Here is a 25,266-nt window from a genome sequence, read left to right on the forward strand (position 1 = left end):
CTCGGAGATCCACCATGAACCGCTGCACCCTGACCATCGACAACCAGTCCATCACCTTCGCCGTGGAAGACCTCGCCAGCATCGAAAGCGCCCTCCTGGACGCGGCGCGCAAGCCTGGCGAGCAGACCTTCCGCCGCCTCGGCCCGAGCCGTGTGGGTGCCAAGATCGAGCTGAACGTGTCCAGCGCTTCCAACGGCGCTCAGCACACGGCCAATGGCCTGCCAGGCGGCGCCCTGATCTTCAACCAGACCAGCGCCGACACCCCTGTCATCCTGACCGACTGCTGATCCACCCCCGCTTCCCTTCCTGAATCCATACGCATACGCCGCCGGGCTTGCTCGGCGGAGAGGAGTTTTGCATGTCTCAGAAAAGACAAAGCCCCGGCAAGCGCGCCAACGCTGCCAGGGCTCAGAACCAATCAATTTGCACCGGCAAGGCTACCACAGCCCTGGGCGTTTTCAGCCGTTCGGCCCGCGTGGCAGGCGCTGCGGTGCTGCAAGACCTGTTACAGGTAGATCACGCTCAAGCCTTGCCAAGCCTTCCGAAGACAGCCTATAGTCGTGGCGTCGCGGCAAAATCCGCGACCGGGTTTGGCGACCCGATCTACTCTAGGCGCACAGGCGCCCACCATCCCATTGCAGGCGCTTTTTTTGTGCTCGCAATGCCGTGTTATGGCGGTCGTGCGCGGGAGACCGAAAGGTCTGCCGGGTTCCTAGAGTCCCGGTTCGCCAACCTGCGCACGGCTGCCACCCAAAATCGTTTGGCGACGGTTCGTGGCAGCTCCCCAACTCTAGGAGCCTCACCCATGAAGCGTTCGCACGCCCTCAATTCGTCCCCCCGTTGCATCCGCGTCGCCGCACATAAGGCCATGGCCTTGGCTGCCCTGCACGCAAACTCCAGCCTTTCCACCCGTCTCGCCCGCTACAACCACCACATGCAGCGCGCTCGCGCCCTCGAGGCCGCATGCGCGCCGGCTGCCGCTGCTACCGACACCACCCTCTCCATTTCTCCTGTCACGCCTACCGCCGTCGCCCAGGTGGCCACCGCCGTCCTGGAGGTGCGCCATGGCTGATTCCATCGATGCCCTCCACCAGCTGCTGACCGAGCTAGCCAACCCGGCCGGCCAGTCGCCGTCGCGCCCTGCCCTCGAGGCCATGCTCGATGCCGTCGACGCGCTCAATCATCAACCCGGCGTCGCTGACCAGCTGCGCGCGGAGGTCCACGCCGCCGTGCAGGCCGGCCAGCTCCACATCCGCCAGGTGCCGCTGTCGCTGCTGCGCCTGCTCCTGGCCATGGTGCAGACGGGTGCCGGCCATGAGTAACCTCATTCCGCTGACCCTCAACCCGACCTATGCCTCGGTCCTGCTGGTGGATACCACGCCAGGCTTTGCCGCCCTGGTGGACTGCGCCGAGCAGCGCCTTACCGCTGCCTATGGCCTGGTCGATAGCCTGACCTGCATGAACACCAAGAACGCCGCCAGCCAGGACTTGCTCAACGTCGCTGAGGTGGTCCGCATCCTGCTGGCCGATGCCACGGATCTCTACAAGGCGGCGCGTACCGTCGGCCTGCATGGGGAGCTGCCCCATGGCTGAGAGTCGCATTCCCGACCTGATCCGCCAGGCCGCGCTCCACGCCCTGGCCAACGCCACCACCTTGCTCCCCGAGTGGCTGCCAAAAGGCAGTCGCCAGGGCCGCGAATGGGTCGCGCCCAACGCCGCACGCGGCGACCGCCAGGCCGGTTCCTTCGGCGTCTCCCTGGACAGCGGCAAGTGGAACGACTTCGCCGACAGCGCCGCCCACGGCGGCGATCTGGTATCGCTACTGGCCTACCTGCGCGGCTGCCGGCAGGGCGACGCGGCGCGGGAGATCGATCAACGCCTCGGCCTGGGGCTGTTCGAAGCGCTCGCCAGGGGGGATAGCCACCCCTCACTCGAGGCCCTGGCCACCCGCCAGCGCCTCGAGCAGCAACAGCGCGACGCCGAGGCGCAGCTGCACGACAAGCAGACCGCTGCGGCGCGCCAGGCGGCCTTGCTCTGGCAGCATGGCAAGCCGGTGGATCGGCTGCACACCTACCTGCAGGCCAAGCAGGTCGAACCGTTCGGACTGCGCCAGATCTCGCACGGCCGGCTGGCCGTACCCCTGGTCCTGGACGGACGCCTGGTCAACCTGCAGATCATCGATGGCCAGGGCAACAAGCGCTTTCTGGCCGGGGGTCGTGTGCAGGGCTGCTATTGCCCGCTGGGCAAGGTCGAGGACGGCGCCCGGCTGTACATCTGCGAGGGCTGGGCCACCGGCGCCACCCTGCACCACCACACCGGCGCGCCGGTGGTGTGCGCGCTCAACGCCGGCAACCTCAAGCCGGTGGCCCTGGCCATGCGCGAGCGCTTCGGCCGGCGCGTCGAACTGGTGATCGCCGGCGACGACGACCGCCTCACCCTGGGCAATCCCGGCCGCGCCGCGGCGAACCGGGCGGCCGCCGCGGCGGAGGCCCTGGTGGTCTTCCCTGACTGGCCGTATGACGGCCCGGCCGAGCTGTCCGACTTCAACGACCTGCACCTCTGGCAGAGCGGACGCTGGGAGGTGCCGGCATGAGCACGCCCGAAGCGAAATCCGGCCTGAGCCTGGTCGGCGAACCCAAGGCGCCGGACCGCGACACCTTGGATCGGCCGTGCTTTGCCGTCTACGACCGCCCTGTCTTCAAGGAGGGCAAACAGTTCCGCGAAGGCACCTGGTACCACGGCGTCAAGCACACTGGCCCGGAAGACAAGCCGGTGCCGTTCGACTACTGGATCTGCTCGCCGCTGCACGTCGACGCCGAGACGGTAAACACCGAGGACGGCAGCATTGGCCGCCTGCTCAGCTTCCGCTATCGCGGCAAGCGCATTGAGTGGGTCATGCCCATGGAAGCCCTGGCCGGCAAGGCCGACGAGGTGCTCAAGGCGCTCATGCGCCAGGGCCTGGCCATCGAGTACCACCAGCGCCGCCACGTCGCGCCGTACCTCGCCAGCTATCACGCCCCGGCGCGGGTGATCGCCACCACCACCAAGCCTGGCTGGCATGAGTCCGGCGCTTTCGTACTGCCATCGCGAGTAATCGGTGGCGACAACGTGCGCTATCAGGACTCCGGCCGGGCGGTGAATCTCTTCACGAGCAAGGGCACGCTGGCCAACTGGCAGGCGCAGATCGCACCCTACTGCCTGGGCAATCCGGTGCTGATCCTGTCCGTGTGCTGCGCCCTGGCCGGGCCGCTGCTGGCCAAACTGGGCATCAACGGCGGTGGCATCCACCTGGTCGGCGATTCCTCGAGCGGCAAGTCGCTGGCGCAGCTGCTCGCGGCGTCAGTCTGGGGCAACCCAGGCACCTTTGCCGCGTCCTGGGACGTGTCCAAGGGCGGCGTGGAGATCGAGGCGGCGTCGCGCAACGACACGGTGCTGATCCTGGACGAGATCAAGCGGGCCGACCCCAAGCGCGTCCAGGAGATGGCCTACGCCATCGCCAACGGCATGGGCAAGAGCACCATGACCCGCGAGCGCGAGGGCCGCGCCAAGCTGACCTGGCGCGTCCTGGCGCTGTCCAGCGGCGAGCGCTCGCTGTCAGAGCATGCTGCCATTGCCGGCAACGGCGCCCACGCCGGCGCGGAGCTGCGCATGGTGGACGTGAACGCCGGCACTCGCCCCTTCCGGGCGTTCGACGACGTGCACGGCCTCACCGGCCAGGAATTCCACCGGCGGCTGACCGATGCCGTCGGCCAGGACTACGGCCACCTGGGGCCGGCGTTCGTGGAAAGCCTGCTCAAGACCCCTGAAGACTTACTCGAGCGCTTTCGCCAGGTCCGCGCCACCTTCCGCACGGAAAGCTCCCAGGCCGGCCGGGTGGCAGATCGCTTCGCCGTGCTCGCCCTGGCCGGCGAACTGGCGGCCGAGCGCGGGCTGCTGGGCTGGCCAATCGGCGCAGCGGGCAACGCTTGCCGCCAACTGTTCGGCGAATGGCTCGCCAGGATGGGTGATGGCAACGCCGAGGAGCGCCAGATCCTGCGCGGTATCGGCGATTTCATCGCCCTGCACGGCGACAGTCGCTTCTCCTGGATCCACGCCGAGCACGCTGCCTCGACCGTGCGCGATCGGGCCGGCTTCTACGAGCTGATCGACGATCGCCGGCTGTACCTGTTCAACGCGCCCGCGCTGCTCGAGGCGGCGGCCGGCTACGGCAAGGAGCGGATCCTGCGCGCTCTGGTGGAAGCCAATGCACTCGCCAAGGTGGATGAAGAGGCGCGCACCTCCCGGCGCACGAAACGCTATCGCACGCCAGGCGGAGGCAATGCCCGGTTCTACGTCATCGACCCCGAGCGCCTGGATGCCGAGGGAGAGAGTCAAGCATGAATCTCTCAGTAGATATCACCTTGCTGACTGTTTTCAGCGGGAACAGTGGGAACGTGGGAACAGGCCAGCAACGACGCGGGTTGCAGCGTTCCCATTTGAATTACGAGAGTGGGAATGTGGGAACACAACTCTGTTCAAGTAATAGCCTCCCTCCTCCCTCTGTTCCCGCTCGAAAAAGGGTGGGATCAAATTCCCACTCGTAAACCCGCATTCCAGAGCGGTTTTGTCCGCGCGCCCACGTTCCCGGTCGATTCGCGTTTTCAGACACGAACAAGGGTGTTCTGGCACGAAGTGCTTGACGCTCCTCACTTAACTTGATCCACCCAACCCAACCGCGACGGCTGGCCGTGCTCGAGCACGGTCGGTCCGGAGCACCCCAACCCCAAACTAGAGACACCCCATGAACACCGAAACCCACACCACCGCCCTCCCCGAAGACGTTGCCGCCGCACTGGCCAGCCATGACCAGGCGAAAGCCGCCTACCTGGCCCAGCGCGAAACGCTGATCGCCCTCGGCAAGCGACTGGAAAAGCACCGTGCTGCGGCCAGCGCTGCCCGCCACGAATCGGAGACGGCCGGCAGCGAATGGCGGGCGGCATTCCGCGCTGCCGATGGCGACCCAAGGCCGGAGATCTTGAAGGTGAAGCGCGCCGAGCTGGACAAGCGCGAGCTGGCCGAGAGCTACGAGGAGCTGGCAAGCGAGTTGGAGCCGAGCTACCAACTGGCGCAGCTGGACGCAGTGGAGGCGCGCAAGCGATACGCCTACACCAGAGACCAGGCGGCAGCCCTCTACGGGGATCATCGCTTCGCCGCCGCGTCCGCTGCGATGTTCGCCACCGATGAGGGCCGTGCCTGGCTGCAGCTGGCCAGACGTCAGCAGGCACGCCACCTCCGCGCGGTCCTCGGTGAAGGGATGATCGCTAGCAGCGATTGCGAGCAGGCGGCCCGAGGACGCTTCGAACGTTCGCTGGCAACGCTGGTGGACGCGGCTGGGACCGGACTCGAGCCAGCTGACGCAGATCCGCACGAGCAGGCGCTGCAGGTGCTTCCAGCCGTAGCCTACGAACTCACGGGCCAGGAAGCATCGAGTCCCACAATGCTCGCCCGGAAGCGGGCCAACCTGCTCGCCCTGCTCGAAGAGAAAGGCGTTCAGCACAGCGCCTAGCTCTTCCTGGCCAGCGACAGGCCGCCTACAGGCGGCCTTTTGCTATCCGGGTGAACGAGTCAGCTGACCGCTTGCAGGGGTGCTTGTGCAGGCATAGCCGATTGCAGGCTGGCCAGATTGATCGTCTCAGCGTCGAACGCGCTTGGGTGACGATTCACGATTGCCTCAAAGGTGCCCCGCGCAATGCCGTCCGCTTCGAAGTCGGTGCGGCATTGAAGAACGCCGGAGTGGCAGACGCTGCGCTGCACAGCGGCGATCAATCCACCCGCGCGCAGGCTCTTAATGATGTTGTGCGGCAACTGCCGGGAGCGCCGCAGGGCCGCAACGGCGGTGGCCAGGACATCGAGGATCTCTTCCTCTACCGCAGAGAAGGGACCATTGCCCAACCTGGCTTTTTTCAGCAGGTATCGCCGGGCCAGGGTGTGGGCATGACGGTCCAACTCAGCCTGGACCTTTCCGTTGATGAGGCCGCGAGCGGTCAGGCTGCTTTCCAGCGCGATGAGGTATTCCCAGTCGAGATTCTGGGAGATCTGGGCGACGACACGATCCATAGCTGCTATCCCTGCAAGTGGTTCCAAGATGGCGATCTGATAGCACCTTCGATGAATCGTTCCCAACCGTCCGTCTCCAGCCGCCGCGGGCCTCTTACCCCAGCGCGCGCCGTTGTCCCCCCGCCACGCCTGCGGGCTAAATGTGTCGGTTTTTCTGCATCCCTGCACTGTCCTGAAGGCCGCGCCAGCTGTGGTCCTAAGGCTAGACTCTGCACCAGAAAAAACCCTGCAGATCCCTGCAGCTGAGGCATGAGTAACCCATCCAGACCTAGTGGCAGAAATTCGTGAGTCGGATCACAATTACCAATTCAAGCCAACAGCATAGGGAAAGTGATTTGGACTGGAACACGTTGGGATCCGCAGACATTCTGCCGAGCGTAAAAGATCTCTATCTCCCTGCCTTGACGGCTGGACTGTATTGGGGATTCAAAAAACTAGGTGGTCCGGCAATTACCAAACTGGTCTATCTGTTAAGAGGCCTCCGTTACCGAGACCTTGTAAAAGCAAAAAAGATCAGGATTGACCGACTCAAAACGTTAAGAGAACTAAAAAAGGAGGCTGCGCTATACACTTGCTTTCTACTCTCAGCAGTTATATCTCTTGGCCTTCTGATCCTACCAATATATCCCTCCCAGCGCCCATTTAGCGCGCAAATAGCCCAATTCGCATTCTATCTCACACCCGTTCTAATACTCGAAATCATGTGGCTTGTTCAAAAGTCCTTTGTAGACACATTAATAGAAGAAGCATCTAAACTACCGCAAGAAATTACACGGTCTATAAAAACTGGCACACAAAGCCCGTTAAGGGACGCTATGAGAAAAAAACGAATTGAGAAGAAAAAATTAAAAAGCGCGCTGAACTTTAAACGCGTACGACGTAAAACTTACTAAGCATAAAATCATGATAAACATTAAAGGTCTTCAAGCGGCTTTTGAATTCGATCAATTCGAGCCATCTGTCAGGCACATTAGATTCCCCCACTTCAAGAACCTAGAACCGTACCTTCGCATCGACTTTAGCTTTCCAATAACAGCCATTGTTGGCCCTAATGGATCAAATAAAAGCTCAGTTCTAAGAGCGCTTGCCTGCTGTCCACAATACTCGAATCTCGGCGACTTTTGGTTTTCGACGGACGTAGATCCAATAGACGAAACTGGGGGACGACCGAGATATATATTTGGCTACAAAGATCCGACTTCGAAAGCCATAGTGGAGGTAATACAAACAAGAATTTCCAAGCCTGATGAACCTGATTATTGGGAGCCGTCTAGGCCACTAGTCGGAGATGGTATGACAAGGCTTCCCAAGTTAGCAGATGGCAAAGTACATCCAGGAAGGACAAGAACCCGATGGAAAGGAATAAAAAAAGAAGTGCTGGTTATTGATTTCAGAAACGAAATCAGCGCCTTTGATAAGCTTCTTTATCATGGACAGTCAGTATCAGCTCTACGCGGACGAAAGCCGAAAAAAATTCTCAGACAGCGCTCAGTTTATCTAAAGCGAGCAGTTAATGAAGACCTTAAAACGCTTCGACCATTTAAAGGACGAAAAGAGCAAATTTTCTCCAACATTGAGCTTAGTGCAATTGAATTGAGAAAAATTTCGGACATAGTAGGCCGAGAATATGTCAGCATAAAACTCATCCTGCACGATCTGTTTGAAAACAATTCCTATACAGCCATAATCAAAACAAGAGATCTAAGCTATAGCGAAGCATTCGCAGGAAGCGGAGAATTTGCAGTCATAATTTTGGTTCACAAGATTCTAAAGGCTAAGGATAAGACGCTGATAGTCATAGATGAACCGGAAGTCTCACTTCATCCTGGAGCACAGTCAAAGCTCATAGAATTTTTATCCGAGCAGTGCATTCAGAAAAAGCATCAAATATTCATTGGCACTCATTCAAAATCAATAATTGATCAGCTTCCGGACAACGCTATAGTGCTGCTGCAGCAAAACCTGGCATCGGGGCGAGTTGTTTGCCAGCAAAACGTAAAGCCGAATGAAGCATTTTTCCATCTTGGTCTTTCGCCTGCTAACAAAAAGAAAATATTTGTAGAAGACCTTCTAGCCAAGGAAATTGTTAGGAAGGCCCTCAGGCTGATTGGAGAAGCGGCGATGGAGCAATTTGAGATTATCCCCTATCCAGGCGGTGCCAAATCAATATTCACTACATGCATGCCCGGCCTTTTTCAAACCCAAGTAAATAACGTATTGTTTTTGTTAGACGGCGATCAAAAACCGCAGAAGGCCATCACGCCTCCTGAAAACATTCCTGAAATAGACACAAAAGCCATCAAGGAGCAGATCAAGACTTTCACAGGTGCTCAATCAATTGAATTCTCACGAAACGGCGGGGATGACCCGAACGCTGAGCAAGCACTTGAGAAATTGGAAAGGGGATTTCTAGAATACATCATCAAGCATACAAGCTATCTTCCAGACGAGAATCCAGAAGTCTTCATCTGGAATAATATGGAAAAAACAGCCATCACTGCTTTATGTGAAACGAGAAATCCAAAGAAAAGTATGCTAAGCTCACCCGATTAGAAAAAGGGCTAATGGATACCGAAACGGTCACGTCAGCTGAGATACTTGAGACACAAGTTAGAAAGCTGGCCACTATCCCCCCTGACCACCTCGATATTGTTGAGCTCTCCAGGACTTTACGGAAGTACATTGACTGAGACCGCTATGAACGTTGACGTATTCGACTTTTTCTCTGGATGCGGCGGCACCAGCTGTGGATTCCGTGATATCGGACTCAATATAAAAATGGCTATCGACATCGACTACGATGCGATTCAGACATTTAAACAAAACTTTCCCGACGCTAATACGATACAGAAAGACATCCGCGAAGTAAAAACGGATGACATTAGCCACATTGTAGGCAAAAGAGAGAATCCACTTCTATTTTGTGGGTGTGCTCCTTGCCAACCGTTCTCCAAACAAAATCGGCAAAGAACCTCTAGCGACACCAGATCTACGTTGCTAGACGAGTTTGGTCGATTTGTCGAAGCGTGGCTACCTGAATATGTTTTTGTGGAAAATGTCCCAGGAATACAGCGTCGCGCTGCGAACAGTAAGACTTTCAAGAATTTTTTAGGGCTTCTTGACAGACTTGGATACAACCACGACTCCAAGGTAGTAGAAGCCCAGTGGTTTGGTGTACCTCAAAGACGTGCCAGACTTGTTCTGATAGCGTCCAAAAAAAACAAAGTATCTATACCTGCGCCAAGTCACGGCGCCAGTAAAATACCCTACTCAACATTACGCGACTGGATATTCGAACTTCCCCCACTATTAAATGGCCAGGTCAATGAGCGGGACCCTGATCACTTTGCACTAAAACTTTCTGATTTGAACCTGCAAAGAATTCAGAATACTCCTGAAGGTGGAGGGAGAGAACATTGGCCTGAAGAATTGATTCTTGAATGCCACAAGGGATACAAAGGGCATTCAGATGTGTACGGAAGGCTGAGCTGGGACAAGCCGGCAGTAGGTCTAACAACACGCTGTATAAGCTATTCAAATGGACGTTTTGGACACCCTGTCCAAGACCGAGCCTTGAGCCTGCGGGAAGCTGCACGGCTACAGACGTTTCCACGTTCCTTCACTTTTTTTGGCTCAAAAAATTCCAAGGCTCGTCAGGTTGGGAATGCTGTACCCCCGCTTATGGCTGCAGCAATCTCCGTAGGACTTTTTTCTCCGAACGAATAAACCAGACAGGCTAGAAGGACTGACGCGCAAGCAGTGGATCAAAACCACCGTGTATGCCAGCTTGTATGCCCAGAGATCACAAACCGCCTAGAATCCAGCATCTAAGCAGCTTAGAGACGAATGTATTGACGTAGTCACTCGACCAATATGATCCGCCAGCATCACCTCGAAGCCCGCCCAGTGCGGGCTTTGTCGTTTCTGCCGTTCAGCTTTAGCGCCCCCAAAGCAGCACTACCCTCCCCCTACCGCCGACTCAACGCCAGCTTCGCCGCGAACAGCAGAAAGACCACGCCCGTCACCCGATCCAACCAACGGATCACCGCAGCCTTGCGCAGGGTCTCGCCCAGAGTGCGGGTGGCGCCGATCAGGGTCAGGGACCAGAGCAGGCCCAGCAGAACATGGATGGCGACCAGGCCGAAGGTCCAGGCGATCAGGGGTTGGCCCTGGGGAATGAACTGGGGCAGGAAGGACACATAGAAGATGCCGATCTTGGGATTGAGGACATTGCCGAGCAGGCCCTTGAGAAACCAGTTGGAGGCCGTACCGCCCTCGCCTGTCGTGGGTGCGAGGGCGGTACGGGGGCGCAGCAGCAGGTTGAGGCCAAGCCAGCAGAGGTAGGCGGCGCCGCAATACTTGAGCAGCGTATAGGCCAGTTCCGAGACCGCCAGCAACGCGCCCAGGCCAAAGGCCACGGCGGCGCCCCAGAGCAGGCAGCCGGCATTGATCCCCAGGGCCGCGCGCCAGGCCTGGGCGCGGCCTTCGACCGCGGCGGTGCGCAAGATCAGGGCGGTATCCAGGCCAGGGGTGAGGGTGAGCAGGGAGGCGGCCAGGGTGAAGGCCAGCAGGCTGTCGGCGAGGGGCATGGCGGGACCCGTTGCGGCGTGTGGCTCGCAACGGTAGCACGCGCCAGGACAGCGATCAGCCTGCCCCTGTATCGCAAGGCCGCCCGCAGGCGGCCATGACGAGGCTCAGCCGGCGGCGCGGAAGGCCGGTTCCTGGTCGGCAATGTAGCGGGCGGCGGCGCGGCGGGCTTCCAGTTCGAAGGCCTGAGGATGGCGATCGACGATGCGCTCCAGGGTGCCACGGGGAATGCCGTCGGCTTCGAAGTCGGTACGGCATTGCAGGGCGCCGGCGTGGCAGACGTTGCGCTCGACGGCCTCGATCAGGCCTCCGGCGCGCAGGCTCTTGACGATGTTGTGGGGCAGACGACGACTGCGGCGCAGGGCGGCCGTGGCCGTGGCCAGAACGTCGAGGATCTCGTTTTCCACCGGGTTGAAGGGACCGTTGCCAAGCTTGCCCTTCTGCAGCAGATAACGACGGGAGAGCAGATTGCCTTGGCGTTCGAGGGCCTCTCTGGCCGCCAGGTCGAGGCGACCGCGACTTTCCAGGCTGCGCTCCAGCGCGATGAGAAATTCCCAATCGGTGATCTGAGAAATCTGGGTGATGACTGCGTCCATGAAGCGCTCCTTGCCAGTCGGGAATAGATGGCACATTGATAGCGTTCGGCGTATTTGGTTCCCTGCCAAAGGGGCTTGCCGACGGACGTCATATCATTTGGCCAGTGCCCCCGTCGTCCTGCCGACGAACGTCTTCTTTCCAGGCACCAACGGCGGAATCACTGATGTGGGTCGAGGGCGATTGGGAGATCGGCAGGCAGGGGGCGCTAGCGGCGCGGCAGCAGGTTTTCGACCAGCTGGCTGAGGTCGGCGACACTCCAGGGCTTGGGCAGGAAGGCCGCGCGACGCGGTAGGATGGCGAGGTCCTGGTCGATGTAGCCGGAGATGATGATGAAGGGCACCGTGGGCCAACTGACGGCGGCCAACTGGGCGAAGGCCAGGCCGTCCAGCATGCCTGGCACGTTGACGTCGGCGATGACCAGCTTGGTATCGCTGCCGCGGGCGTCCATGTGCGCCAGGGCCTCGTCGCTGGAAGCCACCGCCACGACATCCAGTCCCTGTTCGGTCAGGATTTCGGTCAGCAGCTCGCGCTGCCCCGGATCGTCTTCCAGAACAAGAATTTGTCTTTGTATATCAAGGCTTCTCGGCTTCATGGCAGCTCAGACATCGGATGCCGGAGAGGTTCTCCGCAAACTTACCTAACGGTCACCTGAGAGAGGTGAGCGGTACACTGGCAAATGGCCGCCAAAGCCGCGCCGCGCCTGGCTTTCAGCCCGGCAAAGGAGGATGCCAGACGGCCTCGGACGGCGCGCCAGTGAAGTTTTTTCGCCGCTTGGCTGTCTGAGGGCCATACCGCCCCATTTTGCCTGCGCAAGGATTCCGCCCCCCGTGAGCCGACAGCACCCACCCCGCAAGGCGCGGGTCGATAATTCAGCGACGAGCGATGTTTCGCACGAGGGCAAGAACATCTTCTTCGCCGCGGTGGAAACGACGCGGATGCCGATGCTGATCACCGATCCCAACCAGCCGGACAATCCGATCCTCTTCGCCAACAATGCCTTCACCGAGATGACCGGCTACCAGGTGGACGAACTGCTGGGGCGCAATTGCCGGTTCCTGCAGGGGCCGGAGACGGATCGCTCGGTGGTCGCCCAGGTTCGCGAGGCGGTGGAGCAGGAGCGCGAGGTCTCGGTGGAGATCATCAATTACCGCAAGGATGGCTCGACCTTCTGGAATGCGCTGTTCGTCTCGCCGGTGTACAACGAATCGGGCGAGCTGACCTACTACTTCGCGTCCCAGCTGGACGTCAGCCGCCGTCGCGACGCCGAGGATGCCCTGCGCCAGGCGCAGAAGATGGAAGCCCTCGGCCAGCTCACCGGCGGTATCGCCCACGACTTCAACAACCTGCTGCAGGTGATGATGGGCTATATCGACATCATCCAGCGCACCGCGGAAAAGCCCAGCTTCGACCAGGAGCGCATCGTTCGCAGCGCTACCCACGCCAAGTCCGCCGCCGAACGCGCCAGCACCCTCACCCAGCAATTGCTGGCCTTCTCGCGCAAGCAGAAGCTCGAAGGCCGGGTGCTGAATCTGAACAACCTGATTCGCTCCTCCCACGAACTGGCCGAGCGGACCCTGGGCGATGTGGAGATCCGCACGCAGCTGGATCCGAACCTGTGGAATTGCCGCATCGATCCGACCCAGGCCGAGGTGGCGCTGCTCAATATCCTGATCAATGCGCGAGACGCCCTGGCGGATCGAGCGCAACCCAGCCTGGGCATCGAGACGCGCAACGTCGAGGTGCGCGAACTGGCCAACATGTCCTACGACGGCCTCATGCCGGGCCGCTATGTCAGCCTGGCGATCACCGACAACGGCCACGGCATGCCGGCCAGCATCCGGGACCGGGTGATGGATCCCTTCTTCACCACCAAGGAGGAAGGCAAGGGCTCGGGGCTGGGTCTGTCGATGGTCTATGGCTTCGCCAAGCAATCCGGCGGCACGGTGCGCATCTATTCGGAAGAGGACGTCGGCACCACCCTGCGCCTGTACTTCCCGGTGGACGACAGCCACATCACCCATCAGCAGGGCGAGCAGCGCTCGGAGCGCCGTAATGGCACTGAACGCATCCTGGTGGTGGAAGACCGCCCGGACGTCGCCGAATTGGCCAAGCTGGTGCTGGAGGACTATGGCTATACGGCGCAGATCGCCTTCAACGCCAGCGAGGCCCTGCGCGTGCTGCGGGAGACCGAACAGCCCTTCGATCTACTCTTCACCGATCTGATCATGCCGGGCGGCATGAACGGCGTGATGCTAGCGCGGGAGGTGAAACGCCTGCATCCGGAGATCAAGGTGCTGCTCACCACCGGCTATGCCGAGAACTCCCTGGAGCGCACCGACATCGGCGGTTCGGAGTTCGATGTGATCTCCAAGCCCTATATCCCCAACGATCTGGCGCGCAAGATCCGCCGGGTACTGGATGGCCCGAACGGGATCGCCTGAGCACCGCGCCGCGCCAGCCGGTAACGACGTATCGGTATGGCCGGGTGACCGCCTGTCACAGTGGCCTGGCGCAGGCGACAGCATTAGACTGACCATTAACAAGGTGCGGGTCTTGCCGTCACCCTCTCCCGCCGAGGTCTTTCGGCGTGCTGCCGTCACTGCCTGCACCTTGCCGCGTCCCTGTCGAGTCCGCTCGGGGCGCCGGCTGGGCCGCGTATATCCTGAGTCTTTCGCTTCCGCCACCACGAGGTCCGGTCATCCATGAGTTCTCCCAGCCAGTCAATTATCGCGACAGGCAATGCCGGTCTGGATCAGGTGTTACGCGGCGGTTTGCCCAAGGACCGGCTCTATCTGCTGGAAGGCACCCCGGGGTCGGGCAAGACCACCCTGGGCCTGCAATTTCTCTTCGAGGGGGTGCGTCGAGGCGAATCGGTACTATACATCACCCTGTCGGAAACCAGCGAGGAGCTGCAGAGCGTCGCCGAATCCCACGGCTGGAGCCTGGAGGGCATGCACCTGTTCGAACTGTCGGCTGCCGATGCGGTGCTGGGCGGCGCGCAGGAACAGACCATCCTGCACCCCTGGGAATCCGAATTGGGCGATACCATCGAGTTGATCCAGACCCGGGTGGATGAGCTCAAGCCAAGCCGACTGGTGTTCGACAGCCTGTCGGAGATGCGCCTGCTGGCCCAGGACCCGCTGCGCTATCGACGCCAGGTGCTGGCGCTCAAGCAATTCTTCGCCGGCCGCGGCCTCACCGTCCTGTTGGTAGATGACCTGACCACCAGCGGCGGCGAGCGGGACAATCATCTGCACAGCCTCTGCCACGGCGTGTTGACCCTGGAACGCCTGACCCTGGACTTCGGCGCCGCTCGTCGCCGCCTGCAGATCCAGAAGCTGCGCGGCCGGGACTTCGTCGCCGGCTATCACGACTTCACCATCCGCCATGGCGGCCTGGAGGTCTATCCGCGGATGATCGCCGCGGGGCGCTACCAGGATTTCGCCGGCGAGCCGGTACCCAGCAGCATCGCCGACATGGATGCCCTGTTGCACGGCGGGCCCTTGCGTGGCACCAGCACCCTGATCACCGGGCCGGCCGGCACCGGCAAGACGACCCTGGCCCTGCAGTACGTGATGGCCGCCTGCGCCCGCGGCGAGAGGTGCGCCCTCTATGAATTCGACGAGCGCATCGGCACCCTGCTCAAGCGTGCGGAAAGCATGGGGATGCCACTGCTGCGCTATATCGAGGAAGGCCTGCTAGTGGTTCACCAGATCGATCCCGCCGAGCTGTCTCCCGGTGAATTCGCCTGGCGCGTGCGGCGAGACGTCGAGGAGGACAACTGCCGGATGCTGGTGCTGGACAGCCTCAACGGCTACCTCGCCGCCATGCCCCAGGAACAGCAGTTGATCCTGCAGCTGCACGAATTGCTCTCCTATCTGAGCCAGTCCGGGGTCGTCACCTTTCTCATCAACCCCCAGCACGGCCTGGTCGGCTCGATGACCTCCAGCCTGGACATCTCCTATATCGCCGACACCGTGGTGCTGATTCGCTTCTTCGAGGCCCAGGGACGCCTGCGCAAGGCCATCTCCATCCTCAAGCATCGCGGGGGTGGCCATGAGGATGCGATTCGGGAATTGCGCATCGATACCCGGGGCATCCGCGTGGGCCAGCCCCTGGTGGACTTCCGCGGCGTGCTGACCGGAACCCCGGAATACTTCGGTGCCAAGCAACCCCTGATGGAAGAGCGCGATTGACCGAGACCACGACGCCGGCCTGTGAGCTGATCATCTGCGCCCCGTTGCGGGGTGACGCGGCCAGTCTGCAGCGCCTCTTCACCCAGGGCTACCACACGCGTTACCTGGCCAGCCTCGACGAGGTCGCCGCCGCGCTGGGCGACGAGACGGGCATCATCGTGTTCACCGAAGAGGCCCTGCGCCAGGACCTGCAGGCGCTGGCAGAGGCGCTGGAGCGGCAACCGACCTGGTCGGACATCCCGCTGGTGCTGCTGGCCTCCGACGCCAAACGCTCGGGCCGCGGCAATGACCTCCTGCGTCGGCAGCTGCCGGCGGCGACCACCAATCTGGTCATCCTGGAGCGCCCGCTGAGCGGTGCCTCCCTGCTGAGCAGCGTGGCCTCGGCCTGGCGTTCGCGCCTGCGCCAGTTCGAGATGCGCGACCGCCTCGCCGAACTCGCCCAGGAACGCGAGCGCATGCAGACACTGCTGGAGAACCTGCCGGTCGGCGTGTGCTTCATGGACAGCGAAGGCCGCACCCTGGTCAGCAATCCCTTCTATGAGCAGCATGTGCCCGGTCAGCGCATCCCCTCCCAGCAACCCGAGGAAGCCACACGCTGGACCGCGCTCGACGACAGTGGACGCCTCTTGCCGCCCGAGCGCTTTCCGGGTGCCCGCGCCCTGGCTGGCGAACGGGTCAAGGGCCAGGATTTCTATCACACCACCGCGACCGGCGAGGAATCCTGGTTGCGGGTAAGCGCGGTGCCCCTGCACGACGCCACCCAGCGGATCATCGGGGCGACCACGGTGATCGCCGACATCAGCGACGAAAAGCGCGCCGAACTGGCCTTGCGCCGCTTCAACGAAGAACTGGAATTCCAGGTCGAGGAACGCACCCGGACCCTGGCCCACACCCTCAGCGAGCTGCAACGGGAGACCGTCGAGCGCAGTCGCGCCGAGGAGCAGTTGCGCCAGTCACTGAAGATGGAAGCGGTCGGCCAGCTCACCGGCGGCATCGCCCATGATTTCAACAACATGCTGACCGGGGTACTGGGCGCCCTGGATCTCATGAAGATCAAGAACAAGGGCCAGCTGGCGGGCCTGGAGCGCTACATGGAGGCCGCCCAGCATTCGGCGCACCGGGCGGCGGCGCTGACCCAGCGGCTGCTGGCCTTTTCCCGGCGGCAATCGCTGGAATCCCGGCCAATGTCCGCCAATGACCTGATCTTGGCGCTGCAGGACCTGCTGCAACGCACGGTGAGCGAGCAGATCTCGGTGACCCTGGCGCTGGCCGATGACCTGCCCTGGATCCTGGCTGATGCCAACCAGCTGGAGAATGCCCTGCTCAACCTGGTGATCAATGCCCGCGATGCCATGCCGCACGGCGGTGTCATCACCCTGGAGACCTATCCGCTGACGGTCACCGAGCCGGGTAGCGGGGATGATGCGCTGGCCCTGGGCGACTACGTCTGCCTTGAGGTCCGGGACACCGGGACCGGCATCCCCGAGCGGCTGCTCGGCAAGGTGCTCGAACCCTTCTTCACCACCAAGCCCCAGGGCCAGGGCACGGGGCTGGGTCTGTCGATGGTCTATGGCTTCGCCCGGCAGAGCAACGGCCGTCTGACCATCGCCAGCGACACGACGGGGACGCGGGTTTGCGTCTGCCTGCCGGCGGCCGAGCAGCGCCGCGAACCCAAGCGGATCGAGCCGGCCGAATTCGTCCAGGGCGCTGGCGAGACCATCCTCCTGGTGGAGGACGACGATGCGGTGCGGCTGGTCAACCAGGAGGCGCTGGAAGCCCTGGGTTATCGCGTCTGGAGCGCGGCCGAAGGCAAGGCCGCGTTGCATCTGCTGGAGCAGATCCCGCGGCTGGATCTGCTGGTGACCGATGTGGGCCTGCCGGGCCTCAATGGTCGCCAGCTGGCGGAGGTGATCCAGCAGCTCAGGCCGCGGCTGCCGGTGCTGTTCCTCACCGGCTACGCCGAGGGCGCGCTCAGTAGGACCAGCTTCCTGGGTGGTAACATGGAATTGATGACCAAGCCCTTCACCCTGGACCAGTTGGCCGCGCAGGTCGCCGCCATGCTGTCCGGGTCCGCCAATCGGGCCGTGGTGCCCTCCTGAGGTCGCCGCTGCCCCACGAACTGACCAAGGCACCCATGACCACCCAGATCCGCCCCGCCCGCCGCACCGACGCCGCCCGCATCCATGCATTGATCGTCGAACTGGCCGACTACGAAAAGGCCATCCACGAGGTCCTGGCCAGTCCGGCCCAGATCGAGGCCACGCTGTTCGCCGCCGACACCCCGACCCGCGCCCTGGTCGCCGAGCAGGAAGGTGTGGTGGTGGGCTATGCCGTGTATTTCTACAGCTATTCCACCTGGTTGGGCCGCAACGGCATCTACCTGGAAGACCTCTATGTGAGCCCCAGCGCTCGCGGCACCGGCCTGGGCAAGGGCCTGCTGCGCGAGCTGGCCCGCGAGGCGGTGGCCAACGATTGCGGTCGCCTGGAATGGAGCGTGCTGGACTGGAACGCCCCCGCCATCGACTTCTACGAAAGCCTGGGCGCCCAGGCCCAGAGCGAATGGGTACGCTATCGCCTGGATGGCGCCGCGCTGCGGGATTTCGCCGAAAGCGGGCGATAGGCTTTCGTAGGTTTAGTTAAGCGCAGCGAAGCCCAACGCGACGGGACGCGACATCGGTAATGGCAGTTGCGGTTATGACGATCCGCTGCTGCCAGGGGACGCCAATCGCGGCCATGGGCCGCTCCTACAGATTCCGCCCCCTGTAGGAGCGGCCCATGGCCGCGATCAGCGCCGTAGCGTGGAAAACGGCGCAGCCTTTTCCGCTGGGGCTTCGGCATGGGGCTTGCCCTCACCCCAGCCCTCTCCCAGAGGGAGAGGGGGTTGTCCGAGTGAGAATCAGATCTTTGCCATTCCTGAAAAATCGCAAGCGACCGGTACAAGCCGGACCGCCCTGATCAACACCCATTACAGATCCGCCAACTCCACCTGCGCCGGGCGGCGTTGCATCAGCACCTTGCCGTGGCGGATGGAATACAGCGGCAGGCCCTGGCTGCGGACCATCTCGTAGTCGCTCTCGGCGGACAGCACCAGCAGATTGGCGGGGCGCCCCTCCTCCAGGCCATAACGGTCGCCCAGGCACAGCGCCTTGGCACTGTTCACCGTGACCAGATCCAGCGCCGACTGCAGATTGCGATAGCCGAGCATGTGGCAGATGTGCAGCCCCGCCTCCAGCACGCGCAGGATGTTGCCGTTGCCCAGCGGATACCAGGGATCGACGATGGAGTCCTGGGCGAAGCAGACATTGAGGCCGGTCTCCAGCAACTCGTTGACCCGGGTCACGCCGCGGCGCTTGGGAAAGCTGTCGAAGCGGCCCTGCAGGTGAATGCTCTCGGTGGGGCAGGAGATGAAGTTGATGCCGGCGTGGGTCAGCAGGCGAAACAGCTTGGCGCAGTAGGCGTTGTCGTAGGAGCCCATGGCGGTGGTATGGCTGGCGGTGACCCGTGCGCCCATGCCGCGGCTGCGCGCCTCTTCGGCCAGCACCTCCAGAAAGCGCGAATGCGGATCGTCGGTCTCGTCGCAATGGACGTCCACCAGGCAACCAGTACGCTCGGCCAGGTCCATGAGGAATTTCACCGAGCTTACGCCCTGGTCGCGGGTGTACTCGAAGTGCGGAATGCCGCCGACCACATCGGCGCCCAGGCGAATCGACTCCTCCATCAGCTCGCGGCCGTTCTTGAAGGATTCGATGCCCTCCTGGGGAAAGGCGACGATCTGCAGATCGATCAGGTGGGCGGTTTCCTCGCGCACCTCCAGCATGGCCTTGAGCGCGGCCAGGGACGGATCGGTGACGTCGACATGGGTGCGCACGTGCTGGATGCCGTGGGCGGCCAGGGCGCGGATGGTGCGCGTGGCGCGGGTCTTGGTGTCTTCCCGGGTGATGGTGGCCTTGCGCTCGCCCCAGCATTCGATGCCTTCGAACAGGGTGCCGCTCATGTTCCAGCGCGGCTCGCCGGCGGTCAGGGTGGCATCGAGGTGGATGTGCGGCTCGACGAAGGGCGGCACCACCAGGTTGCCAGCGGCGTCGATGTCGTCCGGCCCCACCGCGGGGGGCATCAACTGCTCGGCGATGGCGGCGATGCGCCCGCCTTCGAGGCGGATGTCGTACAGGCCTTCGCGGTCACGCAGGCGGGCGTTGAGGATGCGCATGGTGGATCTCCCTAGAGCGAGGCAGGAGCAGTAGTACGCCCCCTAGTCAGTCCATTGAACACGCCATAGGCCAGTGCCGCCACCCCGATACCCACCAGCGGTGCGACCCAGGGTGAGCCGAAGGCGGCGATGGTGCCCAGGCCATAGGCGGCCAGGCCCGGCCAGTTGTAGTGCGGCAGGCGGGCCTCGGCGAGCAAGGGATAGCGCCCGCGATGGCGCAGCCAGAAGTCGGCGACGATCACCCCGCCGATGGGCGGGATCACGGTGCCGAGCAGGACCAGATAGGGCACCAGCAGGTCGTACATGCCCAGCACCGCCAGGGCGGTGCCGATCAGGGCGCCGGCCAGGGTCACGGTCTTGCGGCGGTCGGTACGCACCAGGTTGCAACCGGCCACGGCGAAGTTGTAGATGGTGTTGTCCTGGGTGCTCCAGATATTGAGCAGCAGCATGGCCAAGGCGGCGGTGGCGAAGCCCTGCAGCATCAGCACCTCCACCACGTCGGGCTGCTGGTAGACGATGGCGCCATAGGCTCCGATCAGCACCATCAGGCCGTTGCCGATGAAGAAGCCGATCAGGCTGGCCAGCACCGCCACTCGCGTGGAGCGGGCGAAGCGCGTCCAGTTGGTGGCCTGGGTGGCGCCGCTGACGAAGGTGCCGAACACCAGGGTGATGGCGGTGGACAGGTCCAGGCTGGCGCTGGGCTGGATCGCCAGCAGGCCGGCCAGGCCGCCGGCCTTGGCGGTGGTCACGCTCATGGACAGGATCAGCAGCAGCGCCATGGCCGGCACGGCGATCCAGGAGAGGATCTCCAGACCGCGGTAGCCGATGTAGGCGGTGGCGCAGAAGCCCAGGCCGAACACCGCCATCAGCGCCAGCACCGCGCCCTGCTCCAGGCCGAAGTACCTGCCCAGCACCACGGCAGCGGTGGCCGTCCCCCAGGCATACCAGCCGATCTGGGTGAAGCCGAGGATGAGGTCGCACAGCTTGCTGCCGCGTTCGCCAAAGGCGAAGCGCCCCATCAGCACCGAGTTGAGGCCGCTGCGACAGGCGATATGGCCGAGGGCGGCGGCATAGAGACCCAGCAGCAGATTGCCGAGGGCGATCACCCACAGCAGGTCGGTGAAACCAAAGGCCACCCCCAGCTTGCCGCCGGCGAACATGGTGGCGGTAAAGAAGGTGAAGCCCAGCAGCACCATGGCCAGGGAGGCCAGCCCCTTGCGGGCGTGGGGCGGGACTTCGCTCAGGGGATAGTCGTTGCCGGCGTTGCTCATAAGGCATTCCTCGGGATGGGCGTGCCTGTCCTGTAGCAGTGGCCATGCCAGACTCGGCCAAGGGGCGTGGCAGAGGCCAGGGCGCCCTCGCCGGCCAGTCCCTGGAGCCCGGCTTTGGTGCAAGGCACAGCCCCGTGCCTTGGCCGGGGGCGGTCAAGTGTGAGACGGTTGCCGCGGCCGTCTCACAAGGAAAAGATCATGACCACGCCACGCCTCGCCGTCCTGGGTTCCGGTCTCATGGGCATCGGTATCGCCGTGCACCTGGCACGCCACGGCCATGCCGTGCGGCTGCAGGACGTCGACCCCGGCCGCCTCGCCGAGGTGGCCGCCACCGCGCGCACCCTGCTCGCCGAGCTGGAAGAAGCCGACATCGCGGTGGACACCGAGGCGGTCATCGGCCGCCTGACCACCACGACCGAGCTGGCCGAGCTCGCCGACTGCGACCTGCTGTTCGAAGCCGTGCCCGAGCGCCTGGAGCTCAAGCACAGTCTCTATGCCCATCTCGAAGCCGTGCTGCGCCCGGACGCTCTGATCGCCAGCAACACCAGCGGCCTGCCACCAGACGAGCTGGCCGCGCACCTGCGCCATCCCGAGCGCCTGCTGATCGCCCACTTCTGGAATCCGCCGCACTTCATTCCCCTGGTGGAGCTGGTGCCCGGCACGGCCACCCTGCCCGCGCACCTGGAGGCCGTGCGTCAACTGCTGGAAGCCGCCGACCTGGAGGCCGTGGTCCTGCAGCGCGCCATTCCCGGCTTCGTCGGCAATCGCCTGCAATTCGCCCTGTTGCGCGAGGCCCTGCACATCGTGCAGAGCGGCGCGGCGGATGCCGAGACGGTGGATCGGGTGATGCGCGCTTCCCTGGGTCGGCGCTATGCCATGGTCGGCCCGCTGGAGGCGGCGGACCTGGGTGGCCTGGACACCTTTCGCGACATCGCCAGCCACCTCTGGCCGACCCTGGCGCGGGACGAGGCGCCGCTGCAGCTGCTGGAAGACCAGGTGGCCGCCGGCCGCACTGGCGTGCGCAGTGGCGCGGGCTTCTATGACTGGGACGCGGCGCGGCGCGAACGCATCGTCCAGCGGCGCCTGCACCAGTTGCGCCATGCGCTGAAGCCATGAGCCGCACCCCACCCGGTCTGCCGGGGCTGGAAGACTATGCCGGCATTCGCCAGCGGGCGATCCGCTCGCTGTTCGAGATCATCGAGCAGACCAGCAATGGCACGGTGATCGTCGACCGCGACGCGCGCATCGTCTGGATCAACCAGCGTTACGCCCAGCATTTCGGCCTGCCGGATGCCGCCGCCGCCATTGGCCAGCCGGTGGAGCAGATCATTCCCCACAGCCTGCTGCGCGAGGTGGCGCGCAACGGTCAGCCGATCCTGCTGGACATGCTGGAGACCCGTAGCGGCCCCCTGGTGGTGATGCGCCTGCCGATCCATACCGATGACGGCGAACTGATCGGCGCCATTGGCTTCGCCCTGTTCGACCAGTTGCAGCAGCTGGCGCCTTTGGTGACCCGCTACCTGCGCATCCAGGAAGAGCTGGCCACCACCCGGCGTTCGCTGCAGCACGCGCGTACCGCCAAGTACGGCTTCGGCCATTTCGTTGGTAGCGGACCAGCCAGCCTGGAGGTCAAGCGTCGCGCCCGCCGCGCCGCGGCCAGTGAAGCAGCGGTGCTGTTGCTGGGCGAGACCGGCACCGGCAAGGAGCTGCTGGCCCACGCCATCCACGGCGCCTCGCCACGCGCTGGGCGCCCCTTCGTCAGCATCAATGCCGCCGCCATTCCGGAAAGCCTGCTGGAAGCGGAATTCTTCGGCACCGCGCCGGGCGCCTTCACCGGTGCCGAGCGCCGGGCACGTCCAGGCAAGTTGCAGATCGCCCAGGGCGGCACCCTGTTTCTCGACGAGATCGGCGACATGCCCCTGGCCTTGCAGGCCAAGCTGCTGCGGGTGCTGCAGGAAAAGGAATACGAACCCCTGGGCTCCAACGAGGTGCTGGCCTGCGACGTGCGGATGATCGCCGCTACCTCGCGTGACCTGGAAGCGGCCGTGGCCGAGGGGCGCTTTCGCGCCGATCTCTATTACCGCCTCAATGTGCTGCCGATCCGCATCCCGCCGCTGCGTGAGCGCCTGGACGACCTGGCGGTGCTGGCCGAGGCCATCCTCGACAGTCTGCCCCAGGTAGGCGGACAGCCCACCCCTGAACTCACCGCCAATGGCCTGGCGCTGCTGCAGCGCCAACCCTGGCCCGGCAACGTGCGCGAGTTGCGCAACGTGCTGGAGCGCGCGGTGCTCTTAGGTGACGACAGCCAGCTGGACGCCAGGGCACTGGCCGCGGCGCTGGATGGGGCCCCCGCACCTGCCACAGCAGGTCAATCCCTCCCTGGCCCGAGCGGCGAAACCTATGCCGAAGCCCGCCAGCGCTTCGACCGCGAGCTGTTGCAGGACACCCTGGCCGCCTGCGGCGGCAAGGTGGACGAGGCCGCCCGGCGTCTGGGTCTGGGGCGGTCTACGCTGTACAAGAAGCTGGTGGCGCTAGGGTTGATGTCTCGAATATGAGATATGTCCATATATAGAGACATAGCTTGTAGGAGCGGCCCATGGCCGCGATGGATCGTCAATCGCGGCCATGGGCCGCTCCTACAGGTCACGACCGTAGGTTGGGTTGAGAAGACTCTATCGCCGAAGCCCAACTTGAAAGGCCATGGGCTGATGTTGGGCTTCGCTTCGCTCAACCCAACCTACAGGGTCCAACTTTTGAGAAAATTTATCGCTAGCTGGCGAAGATCGAAATAAAAATTCATGCAAAACAATAGCTTATAAAGCTGGCACGGTTCTGGCTCCTGTATTCGGGCGATCTCTGCATCGCCCTATAACAACAAGAACCGCTTCGCCTCAGGCGAAGCTCTAGGAGAAGCCATGAGTGTCCTGATCGCACTCGCTGCCCTGGCGCTGCTGATGTTCGCCGCCTACCGGGGTTTCAGTGTCATCCTCTTCGCCCCCCTCGCCGCCCTCGGCGCCGTGTTGCTCACCGATCCCTCCGCCGTGGCGCCCGCCTTCACCGGGGTGTTCATGGACAAGATGGTGGGCTTTCTCAAGCTCTACTTCCCGGTGTTCATGCTCGGCGCCCTGTTCGGCAAGCTGATCGAGCTGTCGGGCTTTTCCCGCGCCATCGTCGCCGCCGCCATCCGCCTGCTCGGTCGCGAACGGGCCATCCCGGTGATCGTCGCGGTCTGCGCCCTGCTCACCTATGGCGGCGTCTCGCTGTTCGTGGTGGTCTTCGCCGTCTATCCCTTCGCCGCCGAGATGTTTCGCCAGAGCGACATTCCCAAGCGACTGATCCCGGCCACCATCGCCCTGGGCGCCTTTTCCTTCACCATGGATGCCCTGCCCGGCACCCCGCAGATCCAGAACATCATCCCCACCAGCTTCTTCCAGACCACCGCCTGGGCCGCGCCCTGGCTGGGCCTGGCCGGGTCGCTGTTCGTCATCGCGGTGGGCCTCACCTACCTCGGCAGCGCTCGCCGCAAAGCCCGCAACGGTGGCGAAGGCTATGCCAGCGTGCCGCTGCGCAACGAACCCGAGACCGCCGCCGACCTGCCGCTGCCCAATCCCTGGCTGGCCCTGGCACCGCTGGTGCTGGTGGGCGTGCTCAACCTGCTGCTGACTCGCTGGATTCCCGACTGGTACGGCGCCACCCATAACCTGGCCCTGCCCGGCATGGCCAAGCCGGTGACCCAGGAGGTCGCCAAGCTGACCGGTATCTGGGCGGTGGAAGGCGCGTTGCTGGCGGGCATCCTGCTGGTGCTGGCGACCGGCTTCGGTGCCATCCGCGGACGCCTGGCGGAAGGCAGCAAGACCGCCGTCTCCGGCGCCCTGCTGGCCGGGATGAACACGGCCTCGGAATACGGCTTCGGCGCGGTGATCGCCGCCCTGCCCGGCTTCGTGCTGTTCGCCCAGGGCCTTAAGGCCATTCCCGATCCGCTGATCAACGAAGCGGTGAGCGTGACCCTGCTGGCCGGCATCACCGGCTCGGCGTCGGGCGGCATGAGCATCGCCCTGGCCGCCATGAGCGACACCTTCATCGCCGCCGCCAACGCGGCCGGCATCCCCCTGGAGGTGCTGCACCGGGTGGCGGCCATGGCCAGCGGCGGCATGGACACCCTGCCGCACAACGGCGCGGTCATCACCCTGCTGGCGGTGACCGGCCTGACCCACCGCGAAGCCTATGGCGGCGTGTTCAAGATCACCCTGATCAAGACCGTGGCGGTGTTCTTCGTCATCGCCCTCTACTACCTGACCGGCCTCGTCTAAGG

Annotated in this window: 22 protein-coding genes; 16 read left to right on the forward strand and 6 right to left on the reverse strand. The window is 63.2% G+C overall.

Annotated elements, in window-relative coordinates; genetic code table 11:
• Positions 1 to 14 precede the first annotated feature (14 nt).
• From BMZ43_RS02060 to BMZ43_RS02090, 7 genes are all read left to right on the forward strand, one after another.
• Positions 15 to 287: a hypothetical protein gene (locus BMZ43_RS02060; protein ID WP_093249407.1), complete on the forward strand. Its 273-nt coding sequence runs from the start codon at positions 15 to 17 to the stop codon at positions 285 to 287.
• 518 nt (positions 288 to 805) lie between these two features.
• Complete coding sequence (locus tag BMZ43_RS02065; RefSeq protein WP_093249411.1) at positions 806 to 1,072, forward strand: hypothetical protein; 267 nt, start codon at positions 806 to 808, stop codon at positions 1,070 to 1,072.
• Positions 1,065 to 1,322 carry a hypothetical protein gene (locus BMZ43_RS02070; RefSeq protein ID WP_093249415.1) on the forward strand — a complete coding sequence of 86 codons (258 nt, stop codon included), beginning with the start codon at positions 1,065 to 1,067 and terminating at the stop codon, positions 1,320 to 1,322. Before BMZ43_RS02065 ends, BMZ43_RS02070 begins: the two co-directional genes overlap by 8 nt.
• Positions 1,315 to 1,593, forward strand: a complete 279-nt coding sequence (locus BMZ43_RS02075) for a hypothetical protein (protein WP_093250950.1) — start codon at positions 1,315 to 1,317, stop codon at positions 1,591 to 1,593. Before BMZ43_RS02070 ends, BMZ43_RS02075 begins: the two co-directional genes overlap by 8 nt.
• Entirely contained in the window at positions 1,586 to 2,593 is a 1,008-nt protein-coding gene (locus BMZ43_RS02080) for a toprim domain-containing protein (protein ID WP_093249419.1), read from the forward strand. The genes BMZ43_RS02075 and BMZ43_RS02080 overlap by 8 nt, the downstream gene beginning before the upstream one ends.
• Positions 2,590 to 4,380 carry a DUF927 domain-containing protein gene (locus BMZ43_RS02085; RefSeq protein WP_093249422.1) on the forward strand — a complete coding sequence of 597 codons (1,791 nt, stop codon included), beginning with the start codon at positions 2,590 to 2,592 and terminating at the stop codon, positions 4,378 to 4,380. Before BMZ43_RS02080 ends, BMZ43_RS02085 begins: the two co-directional genes overlap by 4 nt.
• A gap of 400 nt (positions 4,381 to 4,780) precedes the next feature.
• The gene (locus tag BMZ43_RS02090) at positions 4,781 to 5,545 is read left to right on the forward strand and encodes a hypothetical protein (RefSeq protein ID WP_093249426.1); all 765 of its coding nucleotides are present in this window, start codon (positions 4,781 to 4,783) and stop codon (positions 5,543 to 5,545) included.
• A 59-nt stretch (positions 5,546 to 5,604) separates the two neighbouring features.
• Here the strand turns inward: BMZ43_RS02090 and BMZ43_RS02095 are convergent, their stop codons facing one another.
• Entirely contained in the window at positions 5,605 to 6,096 is a 492-nt protein-coding gene (locus BMZ43_RS02095) for a hypothetical protein (protein WP_256562850.1), read from the reverse strand.
• 903 nt (positions 6,097 to 6,999) lie between these two features.
• Here BMZ43_RS02095 and BMZ43_RS02100 point away from each other — a divergent pair.
• Together BMZ43_RS02100 and BMZ43_RS02105 are read left to right on the forward strand one after the other, a co-directional pair.
• Entirely contained in the window at positions 7,000 to 8,649 is a 1,650-nt protein-coding gene (locus BMZ43_RS02100) for an ATP-dependent nuclease (RefSeq protein ID WP_093249428.1), read from the forward strand.
• 144 nt (positions 8,650 to 8,793) lie between these two features.
• Positions 8,794 to 9,822 carry a DNA cytosine methyltransferase gene (locus BMZ43_RS02105; protein ID WP_093249432.1) on the forward strand — a complete coding sequence of 343 codons (1,029 nt, stop codon included), beginning with the start codon at positions 8,794 to 8,796 and terminating at the stop codon, positions 9,820 to 9,822.
• Between the two features lie 242 nt (positions 9,823 to 10,064).
• On the opposite strand, the gene BMZ43_RS02110 is transcribed toward BMZ43_RS02105, so the two are convergent.
• The 3 genes from BMZ43_RS02110 to BMZ43_RS02120 form a co-directional block, all read right to left on the reverse strand.
• Complete coding sequence (locus tag BMZ43_RS02110; protein WP_093249435.1) at positions 10,065 to 10,685, reverse strand: LysE family translocator; 621 nt, start codon at positions 10,683 to 10,685, stop codon at positions 10,065 to 10,067.
• Positions 10,686 to 10,790: 105 nt separating this feature from the next.
• On the reverse strand, positions 10,791 to 11,279 hold the full coding sequence (locus BMZ43_RS02115) for a hypothetical protein (protein ID WP_093249438.1): 489 nt from the start codon (positions 11,277 to 11,279) through the stop codon (positions 10,791 to 10,793).
• A 206-nt stretch (positions 11,280 to 11,485) separates the two neighbouring features.
• Positions 11,486 to 11,872 (reverse strand): response regulator, encoded by a 387-nt coding sequence (locus tag BMZ43_RS02120; protein ID WP_082900412.1) that lies wholly within the window; start codon positions 11,870 to 11,872, stop codon positions 11,486 to 11,488.
• Positions 11,873 to 12,107: 235 nt separating this feature from the next.
• Here BMZ43_RS02120 and BMZ43_RS02125 point away from each other — a divergent pair, with 235 nt between their 5' ends.
• From BMZ43_RS02125 to BMZ43_RS02140, 4 genes are all read left to right on the forward strand, one after another.
• Positions 12,108 to 13,721 carry a hybrid sensor histidine kinase/response regulator gene (locus BMZ43_RS02125; RefSeq protein ID WP_093249441.1) on the forward strand — a complete coding sequence of 538 codons (1,614 nt, stop codon included), beginning with the start codon at positions 12,108 to 12,110 and terminating at the stop codon, positions 13,719 to 13,721.
• A 261-nt stretch (positions 13,722 to 13,982) separates the two neighbouring features.
• The gene (locus BMZ43_RS02130) at positions 13,983 to 15,476 is read left to right on the forward strand and encodes an ATPase domain-containing protein (RefSeq protein ID WP_064308015.1); all 1,494 of its coding nucleotides are present in this window, start codon (positions 13,983 to 13,985) and stop codon (positions 15,474 to 15,476) included.
• Entirely contained in the window at positions 15,473 to 17,575 is a 2,103-nt protein-coding gene (locus tag BMZ43_RS02135) for an ATP-binding protein (RefSeq protein WP_064308014.1), read from the forward strand. Before BMZ43_RS02130 ends, BMZ43_RS02135 begins: the two co-directional genes overlap by 4 nt.
• Before the next feature lie 35 nt (positions 17,576 to 17,610).
• On the forward strand, positions 17,611 to 18,096 hold the full coding sequence (locus tag BMZ43_RS02140) for a GNAT family N-acetyltransferase (RefSeq protein WP_064308013.1): 486 nt from the start codon (positions 17,611 to 17,613) through the stop codon (positions 18,094 to 18,096).
• Positions 18,097 to 18,441: 345 nt separating this feature from the next.
• Here BMZ43_RS02140 and codA read toward each other — a convergent pair whose 3' ends face one another.
• Both codA and codB read right to left on the reverse strand, forming a co-directional pair.
• Entirely contained in the window at positions 18,442 to 19,683 is a 1,242-nt protein-coding gene (gene codA, locus BMZ43_RS02145; RefSeq protein ID WP_093249446.1) for a cytosine deaminase, read from the reverse strand.
• A gap of 11 nt (positions 19,684 to 19,694) precedes the next feature.
• Positions 19,695 to 20,954 (reverse strand): cytosine permease, encoded by a 1,260-nt coding sequence (gene codB, locus BMZ43_RS02150; RefSeq protein WP_093249450.1) that lies wholly within the window; start codon positions 20,952 to 20,954, stop codon positions 19,695 to 19,697.
• 198 nt (positions 20,955 to 21,152) lie between these two features.
• Here codB and BMZ43_RS02155 point away from each other — a divergent pair, with 198 nt between their 5' ends.
• The 3 genes from BMZ43_RS02155 to BMZ43_RS02165 all read left to right on the forward strand — a co-directional run bounded on the left by BMZ43_RS02155 (position 21,153) and on the right by BMZ43_RS02165 (position 25,264).
• Complete coding sequence (locus tag BMZ43_RS02155; RefSeq protein WP_093249454.1) at positions 21,153 to 22,070, forward strand: 3-hydroxyacyl-CoA dehydrogenase family protein; 918 nt, start codon at positions 21,153 to 21,155, stop codon at positions 22,068 to 22,070.
• Positions 22,067 to 23,509 (forward strand): sigma-54 interaction domain-containing protein, encoded by a 1,443-nt coding sequence (locus BMZ43_RS02160; protein ID WP_093249458.1) that lies wholly within the window; start codon positions 22,067 to 22,069, stop codon positions 23,507 to 23,509. Before BMZ43_RS02155 ends, BMZ43_RS02160 begins: the two co-directional genes overlap by 4 nt.
• A gap of 360 nt (positions 23,510 to 23,869) precedes the next feature.
• Positions 23,870 to 25,264, forward strand: a complete 1,395-nt coding sequence (locus tag BMZ43_RS02165; RefSeq protein WP_093249461.1) for a GntP family permease — start codon at positions 23,870 to 23,872, stop codon at positions 25,262 to 25,264.
• The last annotated feature ends 2 nt before the right edge of the window (positions 25,265 to 25,266 follow it).

Source organism: Pseudomonas sp. Snoq117.2, from assembly GCF_900110545.1.
GTDB classification, from domain to species: domain Bacteria; phylum Pseudomonadota; class Gammaproteobacteria; order Pseudomonadales; family Pseudomonadaceae; genus Chryseomonas; species Chryseomonas benzopyrenica.